The 18604-nt window shown below is 64.7% G+C and carries 19 protein-coding genes and 1 tRNA gene; 9 read left to right on the top strand and 11 right to left on the bottom strand.

What is annotated here, in order from left to right:
- Positions 1 to 615 carry a thiamine phosphate synthase gene (locus EYE42_RS00865; RefSeq protein ID WP_130989423.1) on the top strand — a complete coding sequence of 205 codons (615 nt, stop codon included), beginning with the start codon at positions 1 to 3 and terminating at the stop codon, positions 613 to 615.
- Here the strand turns inward: EYE42_RS00865 and purN are convergent.
- Together purN and purM are read right to left on the bottom strand one after the other, a co-directional pair.
- Complete coding sequence (gene purN / locus EYE42_RS00860; RefSeq protein WP_130989422.1) at positions 612 to 1202, bottom strand: phosphoribosylglycinamide formyltransferase; 591 nt, start codon at positions 1200 to 1202, stop codon at positions 612 to 614. The two genes, EYE42_RS00865 and purN, sit on opposite strands and share 4 nt — an antisense overlap.
- Entirely contained in the window at positions 1199 to 2239 is a 1041-nt protein-coding gene (gene purM, locus EYE42_RS00855) for a phosphoribosylformylglycinamidine cyclo-ligase (protein ID WP_130989421.1), read from the bottom strand. Before purM ends, purN begins: the two co-directional genes overlap by 4 nt.
- Positions 2240 to 2351: 112 nt before the next feature.
- Here purM and EYE42_RS00850 point away from each other — a divergent pair.
- A tRNA-Ile gene (locus EYE42_RS00850) sits at positions 2352 to 2427 on the top strand.
- 66 nt (positions 2428 to 2493) lie between these two features.
- On the opposite strand, the gene EYE42_RS00845 is transcribed toward EYE42_RS00850, so the two are convergent.
- Complete coding sequence (locus tag EYE42_RS00845) at positions 2494 to 2970, bottom strand: Hsp20 family protein (protein ID WP_130989420.1); 477 nt, start codon at positions 2968 to 2970, stop codon at positions 2494 to 2496.
- 212 nt (positions 2971 to 3182) lie between these two features.
- Between EYE42_RS00845 and EYE42_RS00840 the strand changes: the two genes are divergently transcribed.
- Positions 3183 to 3944, top strand: a complete 762-nt coding sequence (locus EYE42_RS00840; RefSeq protein ID WP_130989419.1) for a DUF599 domain-containing protein — start codon at positions 3183 to 3185, stop codon at positions 3942 to 3944.
- On the opposite strand, the gene EYE42_RS00835 is transcribed toward EYE42_RS00840, so the two are convergent.
- Entirely contained in the window at positions 3865 to 5049 is a 1185-nt protein-coding gene (locus tag EYE42_RS00835; protein ID WP_130989418.1) for an MFS transporter, read from the bottom strand. The genes EYE42_RS00840 and EYE42_RS00835 overlap by 80 nt on opposite strands.
- Positions 5050 to 5145: 96 nt before the next feature.
- Positions 5146 to 5544: a hypothetical protein gene (locus EYE42_RS00830; protein WP_130989417.1), complete on the bottom strand. Its 399-nt coding sequence runs from the start codon at positions 5542 to 5544 to the stop codon at positions 5146 to 5148.
- A 56-nt stretch (positions 5545 to 5600) separates the two neighbouring features.
- Between EYE42_RS00830 and EYE42_RS00825 the strand changes: the two genes are divergently transcribed.
- Positions 5601 to 6374, top strand: a complete 774-nt coding sequence (locus EYE42_RS00825) for an alpha/beta fold hydrolase (RefSeq protein ID WP_130989416.1) — start codon at positions 5601 to 5603, stop codon at positions 6372 to 6374.
- A 133-nt stretch (positions 6375 to 6507) separates the two neighbouring features.
- Here EYE42_RS00825 and EYE42_RS00820 read toward each other — a convergent pair whose 3' ends face one another.
- Both EYE42_RS00820 and EYE42_RS00815 read right to left on the bottom strand, forming a co-directional pair.
- Positions 6508 to 6870, bottom strand: a complete 363-nt coding sequence (locus EYE42_RS00820) for a cell division protein ZapA (protein ID WP_130989415.1) — start codon at positions 6868 to 6870, stop codon at positions 6508 to 6510.
- A complete protein-coding gene (locus EYE42_RS00815) occupies positions 6871 to 7359 on the bottom strand; it encodes a hypothetical protein (RefSeq protein ID WP_211657876.1) in 489 nt (162 codons plus the stop codon).
- A 117-nt stretch (positions 7360 to 7476) separates the two neighbouring features.
- On the opposite strand from EYE42_RS00815, the gene hisB reads away from it, so the two are divergent.
- The 3 genes from hisB (at position 7477) to EYE42_RS00800 (ending at position 9971) form a co-directional block, all read left to right on the top strand.
- Complete coding sequence (gene hisB / locus EYE42_RS00810; RefSeq protein ID WP_130989414.1) at positions 7477 to 8064, top strand: imidazoleglycerol-phosphate dehydratase HisB; 588 nt, start codon at positions 7477 to 7479, stop codon at positions 8062 to 8064.
- Entirely contained in the window at positions 8064 to 8693 is a 630-nt protein-coding gene (gene hisH / locus EYE42_RS00805; RefSeq protein WP_130989413.1) for an imidazole glycerol phosphate synthase subunit HisH, read from the top strand. The genes hisB and hisH overlap by 1 nt, the downstream gene beginning before the upstream one ends.
- 129 nt (positions 8694 to 8822) lie before the next feature.
- Complete coding sequence (locus tag EYE42_RS00800; protein WP_246020533.1) at positions 8823 to 9971, top strand: Hint domain-containing protein; 1149 nt, start codon at positions 8823 to 8825, stop codon at positions 9969 to 9971.
- A gap of 26 nt (positions 9972 to 9997) precedes the next feature.
- Here the strand turns inward: EYE42_RS00800 and EYE42_RS00795 are convergent, their stop codons facing one another.
- Positions 9998 to 11602 (bottom strand): bifunctional metallophosphatase/5'-nucleotidase, encoded by a 1605-nt coding sequence (locus tag EYE42_RS00795; RefSeq protein WP_130989412.1) that lies wholly within the window; start codon positions 11600 to 11602, stop codon positions 9998 to 10000.
- A gap of 123 nt (positions 11603 to 11725) precedes the next feature.
- Here EYE42_RS00795 and EYE42_RS00790 point away from each other — a divergent pair, with 123 nt between their 5' ends.
- Complete coding sequence (locus EYE42_RS00790; protein WP_130989411.1) at positions 11726 to 12061, top strand: DUF952 domain-containing protein; 336 nt, start codon at positions 11726 to 11728, stop codon at positions 12059 to 12061.
- A complete protein-coding gene (locus EYE42_RS00785) occupies positions 12058 to 13122 on the top strand; it encodes a quinone-dependent dihydroorotate dehydrogenase (protein WP_130989410.1) in 1065 nt (354 codons plus the stop codon). The genes EYE42_RS00790 and EYE42_RS00785 overlap by 4 nt, the downstream gene beginning before the upstream one ends.
- On the opposite strand, the gene cysE is transcribed toward EYE42_RS00785, so the two are convergent.
- The 3 genes from cysE to EYE42_RS00770 all read right to left on the bottom strand — a co-directional run bounded on the left by cysE (position 13113) and on the right by EYE42_RS00770 (position 18589).
- Positions 13113 to 13940: a serine O-acetyltransferase gene (gene cysE, locus EYE42_RS00780; protein ID WP_130989409.1), complete on the bottom strand. Its 828-nt coding sequence runs from the start codon at positions 13938 to 13940 to the stop codon at positions 13113 to 13115. The two genes, EYE42_RS00785 and cysE, sit on opposite strands and share 10 nt — an antisense overlap.
- A 64-nt stretch (positions 13941 to 14004) precedes the next feature.
- A complete protein-coding gene (locus tag EYE42_RS00775) occupies positions 14005 to 14715 on the bottom strand; it encodes a DUF2793 domain-containing protein (RefSeq protein WP_130989408.1) in 711 nt (236 codons plus the stop codon).
- A complete protein-coding gene (locus tag EYE42_RS00770) occupies positions 14705 to 18589 on the bottom strand; it encodes a baseplate multidomain protein megatron (protein WP_130989407.1) in 3885 nt (1294 codons plus the stop codon). The genes EYE42_RS00775 and EYE42_RS00770 overlap by 11 nt, the downstream gene beginning before the upstream one ends.
- Between the last annotated feature and the right edge of the window lie 15 nt (positions 18590 to 18604).

Raw genomic sequence — 18604 nt, 5'->3', positions numbered from 1 at the left:
ATGCCTGATGCCGCCCCCGATGCCCCGCAGCTTTACCTGATGACGCCCGCCGGGGTGCAGGCTTCGGTCCTGGGGCCGCGGCTGGCGGCGGTGATGGATGCCTTTCCGGTGGCCTGCCTGCGCATCCGTGCCGGCGCCGAGGAGGACGAGCTGGGCCGCATCGCCGATCTGGCGCGGGAAATAGCGCACGCCCGCGACGTGGCGGTGGTGATCGACGATCACGTCGCGCTGGCGCTGCGGCACGGGCTGGACGGGGTGCATCTGACCGACGGCGCGCGCACCGTGCGCTATGCCCGCAAGGAACTGGGCCCTGACGCCATCGTCGGCAGCTTTTGCGGCAACTCGCGCCACGACGGCATGAACGCGGGCGAGGCGGGCGCGGATTACGTCAGCTTTGGCCCGGTCGGCGCATCCACCCTGTATCGTGGAGAGCCTGTGGACCTGGACCTGTTCCAGTGGTGGTCCGAAACGGTCGAGGTGCCGGTCGTCGCGGAAGGGGCGATCACGCGCGAACTGCTGAAGCAACTTTCCCCGATCAGCGACTTTGTTGCCATCGGGCCGGAAATCTGGTCGCAGGACGATCCGGCAACGGCCCTGTCCGCCCTGTGGAGCTAGAGATCGACGCGGTCGCGGATCCCCGCCGCGAACCGGCGCAGGATCAGGGGATAAAGCCGGTGTTCGCGTTCCAGTACACGGGCGGCCAGCCTGTCCGGTGTGTCGCCCGCTTTGATGGGAACACGGATCTGGCCCAGGATCGGGCCTGAATCCAGTTCAGTCGTGACCTCATGGACCGTGGCGCCGGCTTCGGCATCACCCGCCGTGATGGCGCGGGCGTGGGTGTGCAGGCCGGGGTATTTGGGCAACAGAGAAGGATGGATGTTGATCATCCGGCTGTCGAAGCGGTTGATGAAGCCGGGCGTCAGGATGCGCATGAACCCCGCAAGGCACAGGATGTCGGGCCGCGCGTCCAGCAAGGGTTCCAGCAGGGCTGCCTCGAACGCGGCGCGGTCGCCGCGATAGGCGCGGTGGTCGACCGCGGCCGTCGGCACCCCCAGGGCCGCGGCCTTCGCAAGCCCCGCCGCCGCCGGATCGTTCGACGCGACCAGCACCGGACGCGCGGGATGATCGCCCGACTGCATGTCCTGGACCAGCCGCACCATGTTCGATCCGCCCCCCGAAATCAGGATGGCGACGCGTTTCATGCAAGCGTCCCGCTGTAACGGACGCCCGGCCCAGCGGTGACGCGGCCAAGACGGTGGACCGTCTCGCCCTGCCCGCTCAGCAGGTCGGTCAGGGGATCGGCGCGGTCGGCTGCGACCGCCAGGATCATGCCGATGCCGCTGTTGAAGGTCTTCAACATCTCGGCCTGATCGATCCCGCCCGCCTGGGCCAGCCAGCGAAACACCGGCGGCAGCGGCCAGGACGACAGGTCGATGTCCGCGCCCAGGCCTTCGGGCAGCACGCGCGGCAGGTTTTCCGTGATGCCGCCGCCGGTGATATGGGCCAGCGCGTGAACCCCGCCCGCCCGGATCGCCGCCAGGACGGGCTTGACGTAAAGCCGGGTGGGCGTCAGCAGAGCCCCCCCCAGATTGCCGTCGCCAAAGGGCGAAGCCGCGTCCCAGCCAAGCCCCGCATGTTCCGCGACCTTGCGGACCAGCGAATAGCCGTTGGAATGGACGCCATCGGAGGCCAGGCCCAGCAGGATGTCGCCTTCGACCACGCCCCGAGGCAGCGCCGTGCCGCGTTGCAGGGCGCCCACTGCGAAACCGGCCAGATCGAAGTCGCCGTCGTGATACATGCCCGGCATTTCCGCCGTCTCTCCGCCGATCAGGGCGCAGCCAGAGGCTTTGCAGCCCCGCGCGATGCTTTCGACGACGCGCGCGCCCTGATCGACCGACAGCTTGCCGGTCGCGAAATAATCCAGGAAGAACAGGGGTTCCGCGCCCTGGCAGACCAGATCGTTCACGCACATGGCCACCAGATCCTGGCCGATGCCGTCCAGATGGCCGGTGTCGATGGCAATGCGCAGCTTGGTGCCCACGCCATCGGTCGCCGCCACCAGGACCGGGTCGTCGTATCCCGCCGCGCGCGGGTCGAACAGCGCGCCGAAGCCCCCCAGGGCATCCATCACACCGGGCCGTGCGGTCGCTGCGGCGGCGGGCTTAATGCGGTCCACAAGGGCATTGCCCGCGTCGATATCGACACCCGCATCGCGATAGCTGATCCCGTTCCGTGTCATGTCGACCCCCCGGCTGAATGCTGCGCCCCCGATAGCGGAAGCCGTCATCCTGGGCAACGCCGATCGGCGCTTGACCCAATGGCCGTGGACGATTAACCCGAAGGCGCTGTGTGGGCCTGTAGCTCAATGGTCAGAGCAGGGCGCTCATAACGCCTTGGTTGGGGGTTCGAGTCCCTCCGGGCCTACCATTCACATGAGAAATGCCCGCCGGAATCCGACGGGCATGTGCGTCATGAACGGCGCGGAAAGGCGGCTTACGAGGCCAGCTTTTCCACCTTGTTTCCGGCCTTCTTTTCGACCTGAGGCGCGGTCTTGGCGATGTCGATCCGGCGGGGCTTCAAAGCCTCGGGGATTTCACGGACCAGGTCGATATGCAGCATCCCGTCCACATGGCTGGCGCCATCGACGCGGACATGGTCGGCAAGGGTGAACTTGCGTTCGAACGCGCGGGTGGCGATGCCGCGGTGCAGATAGGTGCGTCCGTCGTCTTCCTCGGCCTTGCGGGCGGACACGATCACGGCCCCGTCGCGAACCTCGACATTCAGGTCTTCGGGGGCGAAACCGGCCACGGCGATCGAGATGCGATAGGCATCCTCGCCCGTCTTTTCGATATTGTAGGGCGGATAGGTCGGCGCAGAGACATCGGCGGTCAGCGCGCGGTCCATCATGTCGGCCAGACGGTCGAATCCGACCGAGGCACGATAAAGCGGGGTCAGGTCAAAGTTGCGCATTGGTCACATCCTTCACAAGCGATGCACAGGTGCCCCCCGAAATCCGGGCGGGCGGTCGAACCGGCGCCATGGCGGCCGCCGGTGACGAAAATCTAGGATGGACCGGAGTGCCTTCAAGAGGATTTCAAACATTTTTGACAGCATCTGCCGATGATCCCCCCTGACCGACAACAGGGCTTTCATGGCGGGTCTGCGCGATCTAAACCCATGGCATGGACCTGCATCTTGCCCTTCCCGCCCGTATCCCGCTGGCCGATCTGGCAGCCGTGGCGCTGCTGTTCGCGGTCTGGTTCGGCATCGGCTGGCTGATCGAGCGGCCTCCGCCCGGCAAGCCGTCGGTGTCGGTCCTGATGAAGCGGTTCCGGCGCGAGTGGATGACCCGCTTCATCTCTCGCGATCCGCGGATTTTCGACGGCAACATCCTGACCAGCCTGCGCGAGGGAACGGCGTTCTTCGCCTCGGCCTGCATGATCGCGACGGGCGGCATCCTGGCGCTGATCGGCAATGGCGACCGGTTGCAGGGACTGGTGCAGGAACTGTCGCTGGAGGTCACGGCAGACGTTCTGTGGGAACTGAAGCTGCTGGTGACGATGTTCTTTGTCGTCAATGCCTTTCTGAAATTCGTCTGGGCGCACCGGCTGTTCGGCTACTGCGCGATCATGATGGCAGCGGTTCCCAATGAACCGGACGATCCCGTGGCACCCGAACGGGCGATGCAGGCAGCGGATCTGAACATCACCGCCGCGCGCAGCTTCAACGCGGGGCTGCGCAGCGTCTATTTCGCGCTCGGATCGTTGGGATGGCTGGCCGGACCCTGGATGCTGGTGGCGGGCACGGGTGTGGTGTTGTTCGTGACCTGGCGGCGCGAATTCGCTTCGACCTCGCGGCAGGTGATCATGCGCAGTCTGCCACCGCCCCGCTGGCCCGATCATGCCAGACTGCCAGAGTCAGAGCGACGGCCCCCGCCGCCGTAAGCGCCATGCCGACCAGCCCGCTGGAGGCCCATCCCCAGCCGGCCGCCAGCGCCAGCCCCGCCAGGAACGGACCCAGCGCATTGGCGGCGTTGAAGGCCGCGTGGTTCATGGCCGCTGCCATGTTCTGCGCCCGGCCCGCGACATCCATCAGCCGCGTCTGCAGGGGGATCACCAGCCCCGCCCCCGCCGCGATCATGAACGACGACAGCGCCATCATCGGCCAGTTGCCCACGGACAGCGCCGCAAAGCCCTGGGTCGCGGCCATTGCGGCAAGGCTGACATAGGCCGCGCGGATCTGGCCCAGCCGTTCCGTCAGCCGGCCTGCGGCCCAGGTGCCCAGAGTGCCCCCTACCCCGAACAATCCCAGCGTCAGGGGAATGGCATAGTCGGGCGCGTCGGTGGTGGCCATCATGGCGGCGGTCAGAAAGGCATAGACGGCGAACAGGCCGCCAAAACCGATCGCCCCCACCGCCAGCAGCCACAGAACGCGGGGGTTGCGCAGGGCCTGCACCTCGTCCCAGGGGCGCGCATCGCGATTGCCGCCGACGCGGGGGGCCAATGTCAGGATCAGCCAGGCCGACAGCAGCGCGATGACGCCCGGCAGGGCAAAGCCCCAGCGCCAGCCGATCCCCTGCCCCAGCCATCCGGCCAGCGGAACACCAACGATATTGGCGATGGTCAGTCCCATGATGATCTGGGCCGCACCGCGCGCACGATGTTCACGCGGCAGGGCATCAGCCGCATAAAGCATCGCCACCCCCAGAAAGCCGCCATGCGGCAGGCCGGCCAGAAAGCGCATCCCCGTCAGCGCCGCCAGCCCCGGCAGGACTGCGGCAGCCAGGTTCATGACGCCGTAAAAGGCCATCAGGGCCGCCAGATAGCGTCGCCGGGGCAACCGGGCGCCCAGAATGGCCGTCACAGGGGCACCGATCACCACCCCCAGGGCATAGGCGCTGATCACATGGCCCGCCTGTGGCTCGGATATGCCCAGGTCGCCCGCGAAAAAGGGCAGCAGCCCCATGGCTGCGAATTCCGACGTGCCGATGGCAAAGGCCCCGAGGGCCAGAGCCAGAATGGCATGACGAAGATTGCCCGATTCGGTCATGGATGCATTCCTGTGGCTGATGGCGCCAACATCACGACCCCCTGCGGCAATGACAAGGCGCAAGCCGGCAGAACTGCCTTGCAGCCCGTGCAAGTGTCACAAATAGCCGCGGCGGATCATGATCCAGACGCCAACCGCCGCCAGAACCAGCAGGCCCAGCGCCACCGAGGCGCCGAAGCCGATGGCACGGTTCCGCCAGCGGGACAGTTCCCCCAGTGGCTGCAGATGGGCCGTCAGGGCACCATGGGCGCGGGACAGTCCTGCCAGGTCCAGTTGCCGGGCGATCTTGGGCTGCGCGGACATCTGGTCGGCGCGGGCCAGGGCCAAAGCCTGTCGCCGCAACCGGCGTGGCAGGGCGCCGCCCCGGCGCCGCAGCATGACGGCCAGCGGCGGCTGTTCGCCGCGCCGCGCGCCCCCAAAACGGCTGGCCATCAGGCGCGACACCTCGTCCGCCATGTCGCGTATGTCATCGGGGCCGGTTGCATGCCGTGTCATGTCCCGCTGTCTAGCGGCTCTGGTCCGGCCATGCCAGAGCGTCTAGAATGGCCGGCATGAGACTGAGTCACCAGACCCACGGCCCCGAGGGAGGGGTGCCCATCCTGATGGCGCATGGCCTTTTCGGGCAGGCCCGCAACCTGGGGGCGCTGGCACGCAGGCTGTCCGAAAGCCGGCGCGTTGTCGTGGTGGACATGCGCAACCACGGTGACAGCTTTCACGATCCCGACCACGGCTATCCGGCCCTGGCTGGGGATCTGGCCGATGCCATCGCCGGGCTTGGGGGGCGCGCCGATGTGGTCGGCCATTCGATGGGCGGCAAGGCGGCCATGGCCCTGGCGCTGACCCATCCCCGGATGGTGCGAAAGCTGGCCGTCATGGACATCGCGCCCCTGTCCTATAAGCATTCCCAGATCGGCCTGATTGTCGCCATGGAATCGCTGGACCTGTCGGCGATCGACCGCCGCAGCGCGGCCGATGCGGCCCTGGCGCGGCATGTCGACGACCCCGGCATCCGCGCCTTTCTGCTGCAATCGCTGGATCTGAAATCCGATCCGGCGGCGTGGCGGATGAACCTCTGTGCCTTGCGCGACCAGATGGACCGGCTGGTCGGCTGGCCGGACGATCTGCCGAAAGGCAGCTTCGATGGCCCGATGCTCGAGATCGCGGGCGAACGATCCGATTACGTGTCCGAGGCAGGACAGGCGGCGCTGCGCGAGCATTTTCCGCAGGCGCGGGTCGTGCGCGTCAAGGGGGCCGGACACTGGCTGCACGCCGATGCCCCCCAGGCGGTGGCCCAGATCCTTGTCGGCTTTCTGGGAGAGGGCTGAGCATCCCCGGCTTACCCGATCGCAGCGGGCGGTGCCGGTGAGGCCATGACGCAAGGCGCCGGCATCCCGGGCGCCGGGCTGACGGCAGGCCCGCGCATGGCGCCCCTATCGCGCCCGGCCGTGGAAGACCCGGTCAGCGCCCGTTCTGTTCCTGCAACCGGTCGGCCAGCGATTCGGCGCGGGCGGCCAGTTCGGCCATGGCTTCCTTGAGGTCGGACGGGATCACCGGAACCTCGACCCTGGTGGGATTGGCCTGGAGCCGGTTCAGGTGGCGTTCGGCCTTTTCGGCCCGTTCCTCCAGCGTCGCTACCCGGTCGGCCAGCATCAGCCCGGCCAGCAGCAGCAGGCGCGGTTCAGGGACGCGGCCTGCCTGCGACAGGATCTGCTGCGCCTCGGAATCCAGAAGGGCGGCGGCCCGTTGCAGCAGGCGCTCCTCTCCATCCTGGGCGGCGACGCGGTATTCCTTGTGCCCGACCGTGAAATCGACTTCGGCCATTCAGATGCCCCCTTTTTCCGTATCGCTGCTGTCCCGGTCCGGATCGTCCGTGGCCCGTGCGTCCGAATGATCCCTGTCATCGCCCAGAAGCTGCTCGACCTCGGCCAAAAGGGCGGCCAGTTGCGCGGCCTCGGCAGCGCGGGCGGCGCGCAGGGACTCGATCTCGGCCTCAAGCGCAAGGCTGACCGCCTCGATCCGGTCGTCCTCTCCGGCCATCGCGGCGATCAGCGCCCGGTTCGCCGCCGACAGGCTGTCGTTGGCGGCAGCCAGCCGCGCCGCATGTTCGGCCATGTCACCCACACCGGCCCCGTCCGCTGCGGGATGCGGCATCCGGTCAGTCAATTCCGCGATCCGCGCATGTGCGGCGTCCAGTTCGGCACGCAGGTCCGACCCGGCCGGGCCATGCCCCACGCCCCCCCGGTCAAGATACTGGCCGATGCGATCCAGCGCCGCGCTGAGCCGCCGTTCGCTGATCGAGATATCGCTCATCCACAGTCCTTTCGTGGCCTTTGGCCGGTTGTGGCATCGCCACCGCCTCATGACAAGCCTGCCGGCTTGGCGTTGCGGGCGCCGCGCCCTATAAGGCAGGCGACGAAAGGACCTGTCATGCGTGAAGCCACCATCACCCGAACCACCGCCGAAACCCAGATCGAGGTCGCGCTGAACCTTGACGGGACGGGGGTTTACGACAACCAGACGGGCGTTGGCTTTTTCGATCACATGCTGGACCAGTTGGCGCGCCATTCGCTGATCGACCTGACCATCCGCGCCAAGGGCGACCGGCATGTGGACGACCACCATACGGTCGAGGATACGGGCATCGCCATCGGACAGGCCCTGACCCGCGCCCTTGGCGACAAAAAGGGCATCCGCCGCTATGGCAGCTTTCTGCTGGCGATGGACGATGCGCTGCTGCGCGCCGCCCTGGACCTGTCCGCCAGACCGTTCCTGGTCTGGAACGTCGATTTTCCGACCGAAAAAATCGGCGCCTTCGACACGCAACTGGTGCGCGAATTCTTTCAGGCGCTGTCCACGCATGGCGGCATCACACTGCATGTGGACCGCCTCCATGGCCTCAACAGCCACCACATCGCCGAGGCGGCCTTCAAGGCCGTAGCTCGCGCGCTGCGCGAGGCGGTCGAGCCCGACCCCCGGATGGCCGGCGTCCTGCCCTCGACCAAGGGTGCGCTGTGATGCGGGTCGCGCTGATTGATTACGACAGCGGCAACCTGCATTCGGCGGAAAAGGCGTTCCAGTTGATGGGCCGGGATGCGGGGGCCGAGGTGATCGTTACGTCGGACCCGTCCCTGGCCGCCCGGGCCGACCGAATCGTGCTGCCGGGTGACGGGGCCTTTCCCGCCTGCCGCCACGCCCTGGGCGAGGTGGACGGCATGGCCGAGGCCCTTCGCGAGGCCGTGCTGCTGCGCGGCGTGCCGTTCCTGGGGATCTGCGTGGGAATGCAGATGCTGGCGACGACGGGGCATGAATACCGCGAAACGCCGGGCCTCGACTGGATCGGCGGAGCGGTGACCGCGATTGCTGCACCGGGGCTGAAGGTGCCGCACATGGGGTGGAACGATCTGGTGATCGACCGGCCGCATCCGGTGCTGGACGGGATTTCAACGGGCAATCATGCCTATTTCGTTCATGGCTGGCAGTTTCAGGTCCGTGATCCGGCCCACCTGCTGGCCCATGTCGATTACGGCGGGCCGGTGACAGCCGTTATCGGACGCGACAACATCGTCGGCACCCAGTTTCACCCGGAAAAGTCGCAGGAAACCGGCCTGCGGCTGATCCGGAACTTTCTTGGCTGGAGCCCGTGAGCCGTCAAAATCATGACTGAGGCTTCTGGCCCCTTAATCGGATATTAGACCTTTTCCGCCTAGCCTGCTGTGCGGGCTTTGCATTTCGTCCGTGGCCTGCCGGCTCAACTGTTGCGACGGACCGCAGAAATGAATGACCACCGGTTCACTCTCCTGACTGTCACCCAGCGGATCACGACCGGAACGTCCGGGGCTGCTGTACAGGCGCCGTGGGCGGATCAAAAGACGTATGCAACCCTCGCCCTGCCCGGCGCCACGCTGTCGTCAGTCACCCTCCGCGACGACGATCAAGCCTTTGAGTCGGGACGCTACAACCCTCTGGAAACGGGCCAGACCCTGACCGCAGCCGTCACTTTCGGCAACGATCCTGCCCCCACCCCCGCCGGCACGGCCCTGTCCTTTCACACCAGCAGCGTCATCCGAACCCCGAACCCTGACGGCAGCTTTGACCAGTTCCTGGCGTTGTTTCCCCGACACTTTCAGGCCGGTATCATCGGGGTCGAGCTTGGGGGGCGATTCGCTGTTCTTCTGATGCCTGTCGCCCGACCGGACGGGTCATATCCGACCTTCGACCTTTCACGGCCCTATTCCTTCGCCAGCGTGCAGACCATCGGCCTGCTGGACAACGCCACGCCCTATGTGCCCGCGGCGGTGCCGTGCTTTGCGGCGGGCACCCTGATCCAGACGGCCCGCGGGGCCTGCGGGGTGGAAACCCTGCGGCCCGGGGATCTGGTTCTGACGCGCGATCACGGGGTACAGACGGTTCGGTGGGCAGGGGGCGCGCATGTGTCGGCATCCGGGTTGGAGGAACGCCCGAACCTCAGGCCGATCCTGATCCGTGCAGGTGCGCTTGGTGCCAATGTCCCGGCCCGTGACCTGCTGGTTTCGCCGCAGCATCGGGTTCTTGTCCGGTCGCGCATTTCGCACCGCCTGTTTCGGGATGCCGAAGTGATGGTAGCGGCCAAGCATCTGGTCGGCCTGCCGGGCATCGCCGCTGCCGACCCGCCGGGTGGTGTCACCTATCACCACCTGCTGTTCGACCGGCATGAGATCATCCTGTCGGAAGGCTGCTGGACCGAAAGCCTTTACACCGGCCCGCAAGCACTGCTGTCGCTGACCCCGGCGGCACGTCGCGAAATCCTGGGCCTGTTTCCCGAACTGGCCTCAGGCGGGCCGCCAGCCCCTGCCCGCCGCCTGCTGACGGGGCGCGAGGCCCGTCAGTTGGCGCAGCGCCAGCAGCACAATGGGGGCGCCCGTCGTCTGGTCGAGGCCATATAGGCCCCACAGCCGCACCGGGGGATCGCCTACTGCCTGACCGTGATGCGTCCATCCAGAAGGGGTCGATAGCTTTCGTCCAGACCGGCCAGATATTCCGCGACGACTTCGGCCAGGTCGGGTCCGAAGTCATAGGCGTTTTCGGCCCTCGTCTCGAAAACCTCGTAGCCGTCGCCGCCGCCGCGCATATAGTTGTTGGACACGACCCCATAGGTTGCGTCAGGATCGATGGGTTTCCATTCGCCCTCGTCCATGACCATGACGTCGCTGATGCGGCTGCCGGTCCCGGCCGCCGGATCAACGGTGTATTTCAGCCCGGCCACCTGAGCAAATCGACCCCCCGCATCCTCATACTGGCTGGCGCCGTTCTCGAGCGCGGCAATCACGTCCGCTCCCCTGAGATGAAAGGTTGCCAGCGTGTTCTGGAACGGCAGAACGGTATAAATCTCGCCCATCGACACCGGCCCCTGGTCGATCGAGGCGCGCAAACCCCCGCCATTGGCAATGGCGATGGTGATGCCCTGATCCTTGACCCGGTCCAGCATCGCATCGGCAACCAGGTTGCCCATCTGGCATTCGCGCGCCCGGCAATTCGTCCGGTCTCCGTCAATGGGGGCTGCGGCCTGGGCCACGACCGTCTGGCGCAATTCTTCGATGGGGGCCGCCATTTCAGTCACACGCGCGGCAATCGCTTCGTCCTCGGGGATCGAACTGTCAAGAAGGATCGGCTGGCCCTCGGCCTTGACCAGATTGCCCCCGTCATCAAAGGTCAGCGTCAGGTGACCCAGGTATTTTGAATAGGCATAGGCGGTTGCCACCGGAACCTCGACCCCGCCCGGTCCGCCCACCAGGGTAGGATAGGGTCCTTCCGCCCCTTCCATGTCGCCCAGAAGCGTATGGGAATGCCCGCCGATGATCGCATCCAGCCCCGGCACCTCGCGGGCGAAATACTGGTCGCGACGATACCCCACATGGGTCAACGCGATGATCTTGTCGATGCCCTGGTCGGTCAGTTCCTGAACGTCGGCCCTCAGGCTCTCGACATCGTCCTGAAAGATCACGCCCGGCCCCGGCGAGGCAATTTCAGGGGTGTCCATGGACAGGGCCGAAACGATACCGATCCGTTCGCCGCCGACATCAAGAATTGCGATATCGCCCACTTTGCCGTTCAGGACATTGGATCGGGACAGATCGAGATTGCCCGAAACGACCGGAAAATCCGCTCCGTCCGCCAGTACGGCCAGCCCCTCGGGCCCATCGTCGAATTCGTGATTGCCGACCGCCATCGCATCATAGCCGATAGAGGTCATGAATTCCACGACCTCTGCGCCTTTGTAGGTGGTGTAAAACAGCGATCCCTGATATTGGTCGCCTGCGTCCAGCACGATCACGTTCCCGCCCTCGGCTTGGATCTGGTCGCGAATTTCGCGCACTTTTGCGGCAAGCCGCGCAACCCCGCCAAAGCATTCGCCGGCATCGCGCGCCTCTTGTTCGCACGTGCTGTCGTATTCGTTGATCGCCTCGATCCGGCTGTGCAGATCGTTCGTATGAAGAATGTGCAGCACCGTCTCGGCCTGAGCAGAACCCGCAAAAAGCGCCGCGATGGACACAACGGTCAAAAGGCGAAGAGGCATGGTTGATTCCTTTCCGGGATGCCGATCGCCAAAAGGATGGCGCAGGCAATTCCGCGGGTCAAATGACGCAATCCGAAACTGGGGCGCCTTGACCGGCCGCACAGGGCAAAGGCAAATGCGGTCATGATGATCTACAAGATTCTGCGCCACCCGGAATGGTCACAATTCCAGTCTGACGGACAAACGCACGGTGCGCCTGTCGACCGGGTGGACGGCTTCGTGCATTTCTCCACCGCGCTGCAGCTTGGGGAAACGCTACGCCGGCATTTTTCCAAGGAGGGGGATCTGGTCCTGCTGGCCTGCCGCGATGCGGACCTTGGCGAGGCCCTCCGCTGGGAGCGGTCCCGTGGCGGGGATCTGTTTCCCCACCTCTACAGGGCCCTGACGATGGACGATATCGCTTGGTCGCGCGATGTTGCACGAACCCCCAGGGGTCATGAAACAGGACCGCTGGAATGAATGTTCTTGAAAAAATCGGTTTGGCGGCTTTGCACCGGATCGACCCTGAGCGGGCGCATGACCTGTCCATCAAGGCGCTGTCCTGGGGTCTGGTCCCCCTTCAGGGAGGACCCGTCACTTCCGAGCGGCTGAGATCCACGCTCGCAGGTCTCAATCTTCCCAACCCGGTGGGACTGGCCGCAGGCTATGACAAGAACGCCAAGGCAGTCGCGTCACTGATGAAGGCGGGCTTCGGCTTTGTCGAGGTGGGGGCCGCCACGCCATATCCCCAGGCGGGCAACCCCAAGCCAAGACTGTTCCGCCTGGCCAAGGATCGGGCCGTCATCAATCGGTTCGGCTTCAACAATGACGGCGCGCGTATCATCGCATCCCGTCTGGCAGATAGACCCGCGGGGATACCGGTCGGGCTCAATATCGGCGCGAACAAGGACAGCCGGGACCGGGCGGCGGACTTTGCCAGCGTCGTCGCTACGGCGGGACCGGTAGCAGATTTCCTGACGGTGAACGTCTCGTCTCCGAACACGGAAAGATTGAGGGATCTGCAAGGGGCAGAGGCTCTTGCTGCCTTGCTTGAGGGGGTAATCGCCACGCGCGACAGTCTTGAACAGCGCCCGCCGATCTTTCTGAAGATCGCGCCCGATCTGGATGACATGGCGATTCAAGAAATTGCGGCGGTTGCCAGAGATTGCCGCGTCGATGCGATAATCGCCACCAACACCACCTTGTCGAGGGAAGGCCTGCTCGATCCGCAGGCGGCTGAAACGGGCGGCCTGTCAGGGCAACCGCTGCGTATGCGGTCAACCGTGGTTCTGGCAAAGTTATGGCGGGCAACTGGCGGCGCCATTCCCCTGATCGGGGTGGGCGGCATCAGTTCTGCAGAGGATGCCTGGGAAAAGATCCGCGCCGGCGCCTCAGCCGTTCAGATTTATTCCGCCCTCGTTTACCACGGCTTGTCTCTTGCAGCACATATTGCGCACGGACTGGACGGCAGGCTGAGGGCCGAGGGAATGACGCTGAATGACCTGCGCGGAAGCGGGGCGGCAGACTGGGCTCAGAAATAATTCTCGCCCAGACCCAGCAACTGGTTCATGCTATGCGACGGCTCCGCGCAACCGGCATCGCCAACGACCCGAGCCGGAACCCCCGCAACGGTCTTGCACGAAGGAACATCGTGCAGAACCACCGATCCTGCGGCAATACGCGAATGGTGGCCGATGCGGATGTTGCCCAATACTTTGGCTCCGGCCCCGATCATGACACCATCGCCGATCTTGGGATGGCGATCGCCATCTTCCTTGCCGGTGCCGCCCAGCGTGACGGAATGCAGCATCGACACGTCATTGCCGACGGTCGCCGTTTCCCCGATCACGATGGAATGCGCGTGGTCGATCATCACGCCTGTTCCAATCGTGGCCGCAGGATGGATATCGACTCCAAAGCATTCCGAGCACCGCATCTGAACGAAATACGCCATATCGCGGCGTTCCTGCTGCCACAGCCAATGAGCCATGCGATAGGCCTGCAACGCCTGAAAGCCCTTGAAGAACAAGACAGGCTGCAACAGACGATGCGTTGCCGGATCGCGGTCATAGACAGCCAGAAGATCGGCACGCGCGGCATCCCCAAGCGCGGGCGAAGTGCGATAGGCCTGATCCGCGATCTCGCGCAGGATCTGCTCGCTCATCTCGCCGCTGGCCAGTTTCAAGGAAAACCGATAAGCCAGCGCCGATTCCAGATCGGAATGATGCAGAAGCCCGGCATGGATCAAGGCCCCCAGCAGGGGTTCGTCGCGAACGGCTGCCCGTGCCTCGTCGCGCAATTGCGACCAGATCGCATCGCGATCCAGTCCCAGGGCTTTCTTGCTGCCTTGAATAGTCATGGCGGGCTCCGCGTGAGTCATGGCTCGTTGTAACGCGAAGTTCCGGCCAATGAAAGAAGGCCTGTCAGTCGGGCAGGCGAAGCTCCATCCAATGCACGGCCAGCTTGACATTGCCGCCGTCAAACATGCCCCCTTCAGCCGTCATGATCAGGGTTGAATCCGAATAATAGGTCATTGGTGTTCCCAGCATTCCTCTTGCCCAAGACCCGGCGGCCTTGCCCAAACCCTGCCCGAAGCGATTGTCCGATCCGGGGCTGCCCAGCCGCCAGCTTTGCAGGCTGCCGGTCAGCGTCTGGGTCACACGGGCCACGGCCCCGATAACCATGGCATTGGCGGGGATCGCGATCCTTGTGTCAAAGACCGTGCCCGTTCCCACCGTCACCTCGTCATCGGCCATCCCGTGCGCCAGCCCCGCGCCGGTGGCGCCCAGGGTGGAACCGCCATGAAACCAGCCTTGGCCGGTATGGATGGCCTGCAAACCGGTATCGGCAACGAAGGCCCGCAACCCGCGCGTGGGGTCAACAAAGATCCAGCCTCCGTTGGCCCCGATGGCAATCTTTCCGGATCGTCTAGCCCAGGCGCCCGATGCGTCCAAAGGAACACCCCAGCATTGACCCTCGATCACGGCTTCTGGAGGGTTCAGCGTGGAAGTGCTTTCCAGAACGATGTTCGCCATCCCGTCCAGGCGCATCAGCGCCTCGTTGACGGTCACATGCTTCTGGGCCTGCGCTGACTGGAGAAGCGGCAGTTGCAGACGTGCGGTTTCAGTCGACATGAATTGTCCTCTTGGCAAAGGGCCCGGGGCCGAACTGGTCGGAAAGCTGGCATACGGCCAGCGTAAAGGCTCCGGCCTGCCTGGCGGCATTCCAGATATCGTCCGGAATGACATATCGGGGGGATTCGATATCCGCCGCGTGCAGAATCGCCCCGCTTTGTATGATCCGAAGTCGATAGCTTTCCCGAACCTCTCCCAACGGTATGTCCAGGCCGTCCCAGCCGTCGCCGTCGATCCGGCTGCGGCGAATCCATGTCGCCGTCCGGTTTTCGACGCGCAGATGGCAAGGGGCATAGGGGCGAAGCCCCACCCCGCGCGCCTGCGTGATTTGTGTACGGTAACTTGGATCGTCGAAGGCCCGCTTCGCCGGCCCGATCCGCCAGAACCGTTCCTGGCCACGGGCGGACGGCGGAAGGCTGACCTGCCGGGGCGCACCATCCATTATCACGACAATGCTGCCCTCTGGCCAGACATCCGGCATGATTGCATCCGTGCCGGCCTGACCGCGCAGCCTGTCGCTGATCTCCCACAGGTCCCTTTCGACGGGAACCGCTTTTGAAAACTGGATCACTTCCCAGTTCTCCATCGACCCGTCGCCAACAGCCATGACGTTCGCGCCAGCCAGCAAAGCCTTTTGTCCAACCGAGCGCAAGGTTGCATCCTTGATCCGAAGCCGCAGCGGTGCCCCACGGTCCAGAACGGCAGGGCGCGCGCGACGCAGCGGGGATTCGGTCCGCCCGATGAATGCTCGACGTGTCAGAACGGTATTCAGATCAAACCCGCCTTCGGCTTCGATCGACGCATAGGCCGCGACCGAACCCGGCCACGGCTTGGCCGTTGACGCAAGATAGGGTGCATGAGGCTGCTCATCCCCTTTCAGCAGCGGCAGATCCAGAAAGACCGACCAGACCGGCAGCAAAGGCGTATAGCGATTGGTGATACCATCATCTGGGTTCGACATGGCAGGTCGATAAACTCTTGGCTCGATCCGCACAGCGTCCACGGTGATGGCACCTGCGCGCTCGACCCGGTCGATACGCCATCTCTTGGGTTCTGCGTTTCCGATGTTCATGCGGATCACGTCCCCTGGGCCAAGATCCGCGGCAGAAGGCGGCAAGGAAAACCGTGTGGAATCTGCGGAAACACGTGCCTCTGACAGCCAGCGCTCGGCGATGGCTCGGCCCTCGGCACGGGTAAGGGACATCGAAAATTCGCTGTTGCTGACCGTATCGCCGCCTGTATCGGATAAGCTGACCTCGACCGTCGCCACACCATAGTCGGCGCCCGACTCTATATGCGTCAGCCGGACCCGCTGGGAAAGTTCGGCCTGCGGCTGGCGAATCGTTTCGAAACCCGAAATATCTTCTCCGATCGCCAGATCATCGGGACCAAGGTCGCGCGCAATCCGGCCATCGCGATGAACAAAGCGCAGTTGCCCTTCACGTTCTACAACATCCAGTCCATGGGCCAGAAGCAAGGGCTGCAAGGCAGCGCGTGCAGTTTCGCCGCCATGAACCTGATAACCACGAACCAGGCCGGTCACTGCGCTGACATCGGCATCCCTGACACCCGCCTCGCGGCAGATATCGGCAATGACCGATGCCAGCATAACGGCCCCCGCCCGACCGTTCAGCCAGTGCCCACGCTGCCAGGCGGGACCATCCGACCACAGATCGGTTCTTCCGGGGAATGCAGGGAACGGTCGTGCATCCCAGCACCAGACATGCGCCCGGCCCAGATCGACCATGCGCCGACCGTCGGCCATCGCAGGATTGTGGGCGGCCTGTGACCAATATGCGTTAACTGCCGAAATGTAAGCGGCCTGGATGGCATCGTCGCGCTGACCATTTGAATAATGCGGCAGCGTGCTTTCCGAACTCATCGCATCCAGAAACTTGTTTGGCTGGTTCGTCGCCTTGTCCAGTGCAGCGCAGCCGTATTCAGTGAACCAGATTGGCTTGGATCCCGGCAGCCAAGCCGTCTCCTTGCTGCTCCGGACTCCGTTGGGCCGGTCGAAATGCTGGTTTTTCCACCAGCTTTTCAAATCCTTGTATTTCCAAACCCAGGCCTCGTCATAGGTACCGTCGGTGATCGGCGTCCGAACCTGCGCATCCCGATCGGCCTCGCTGGCGTAATACCAGTCGAATCCCTCTCCGCCGCAAACATTGGCCTGTAAATAGTCTGGATTGCCGATGCGCCCCCAGTGGGCGTCCAGATGATCCTCGGAATCGCGCCAGTCCGATAGCGGCATATAGTTGTCGATGCCGACAAAATCGATGTCGGGATGGGCCCACAGCGGATCGAGATGAAAGAAAAGCTCGCCCTTGCCCGGATGATGACCGAAATATTCCGACCAGTCGGCAGCATATCCGATCTTGACCGATGGACCCAGGATTTGCCGCACATCGGCTGCCAGACGGCATAATTGCTGGACTGCGGGATAGCTGTTTCCGGCACCACGGATCTGCGTCATGCAGACCATCTCTGACCCAATCAGAAAGGAATCGATCCCCCCTGCGACGGCACAAAGATGCGCATAGTGCAGGATGAACCGGCGATAGGACCATTCCTCTGGCCCGGTATAGCGCACGTCGTCGCCATCGCGGACAAAATCCGTTACGGCAGCGGCGCCGAAAAAGGCCGCAACCTCCTCTGTTGCGGCAACAGTCCCGTCGGGCGAACCGCCGCCGCCCGGCGCAACCGATGTGATGATGCGGCCCCGCCACGGCATGACCGGCTGTTCGGTCGCGCCATAGGGGTCGGGCAGACGATTTCCCGACAACTGCTCCATCAGGATGAACGGATAGAAAACAGCCTTGCGCCCCGACTGGGCGATTGCCTTGAGTCCCTCGATCACCGACCGATCCGACGGCGTGCCGCCATAGATCGGGCGGCCATCCACGCGCGCGACCTGGGCGGCATCCGCGCGCTGGATGCCGGTCACCGACCAGGGCATTTCGGCCCCGTCCACCTCGCGCTGCTCGACCTTGGGACGCAGGGCGCAATGGTTGATGCGCAAGTCGCTTCCGAACCACGACACGACAACGGAAACCGACCCGACATTGGGCAGTTCCCGCCCCAGAATATTCAGGGAGGCAGTGACATCCGTGCCGCCCATCGGCGTGTTGACGTTCGTGGAACGCAACTCGCCCAGCCCCAGATCCTGATTGACCGGCGTCGTCGCCAGCGAATACTCGCCCGTGCCCGGTATCAGCGCAACCGCCCGAATGTCGCGGCAAAGACCGCTGCCGTCCTGCGCGGGCGCCGTCACCTCGAAGCTTAGCTGGGGCATCCGGTTGCCCCAGGGTTCAAGATTCAGATCCTCCAGCACCACATAGGCCAGGCCGCGATAGGCCGGTGCCATCTGGCCCTCGTGCGCGGCAATGGCCGGATCGGGGTATTGATTTTCATCGCCTTTATAGACCCGCATGTTCAGATCGTCGGCCGAGATTTCCTCGCCATCGGCCCAGACTCGGCCCACCCCCAGGATGCGCCCCTCGCACAAGGCCAGCGCAGCCGACAGACGATAGCTGATCTGCATAACCGTGGATCTGGGCGATCCCTTACCGCCCCCTGCGTCTTCGGAGCGCGCAATTTCCTCGAGGGGCGAGGCCCAGATGACATGACCCGGCACCCGCATCTGTCCCCAGATGCGCGGAATGGGCATGCCCTCGCCTCCGGTCTGGAGACGCAGCCGGTCGATGCGCCCCGTCTCGACCGCCCGCGACCCGTTGCCCAGCAGTTTCTGGTCGATCGCCCGGCCCACCGTCGCGCCGACGGCGCGGCCAATCACCGCGCCAGACAGGCCCAGAACCGCGCCGCCAAAGCTTCCGCCAAGCGACGCCCCGACAGCGGACAGGACGATGGTTGCCATCACGGTCTCCTAAAG

Source organism: Paracoccus subflavus (assembly GCF_004310345.1).
GTDB classification, from domain to species: Bacteria; Pseudomonadota; Alphaproteobacteria; order Rhodobacterales; family Rhodobacteraceae; genus Paracoccus; species Paracoccus subflavus.
The sequence above is the reverse complement of the archived record's forward strand: the minus strand, read 5'-3'. Positions and strand labels throughout refer to the sequence as shown.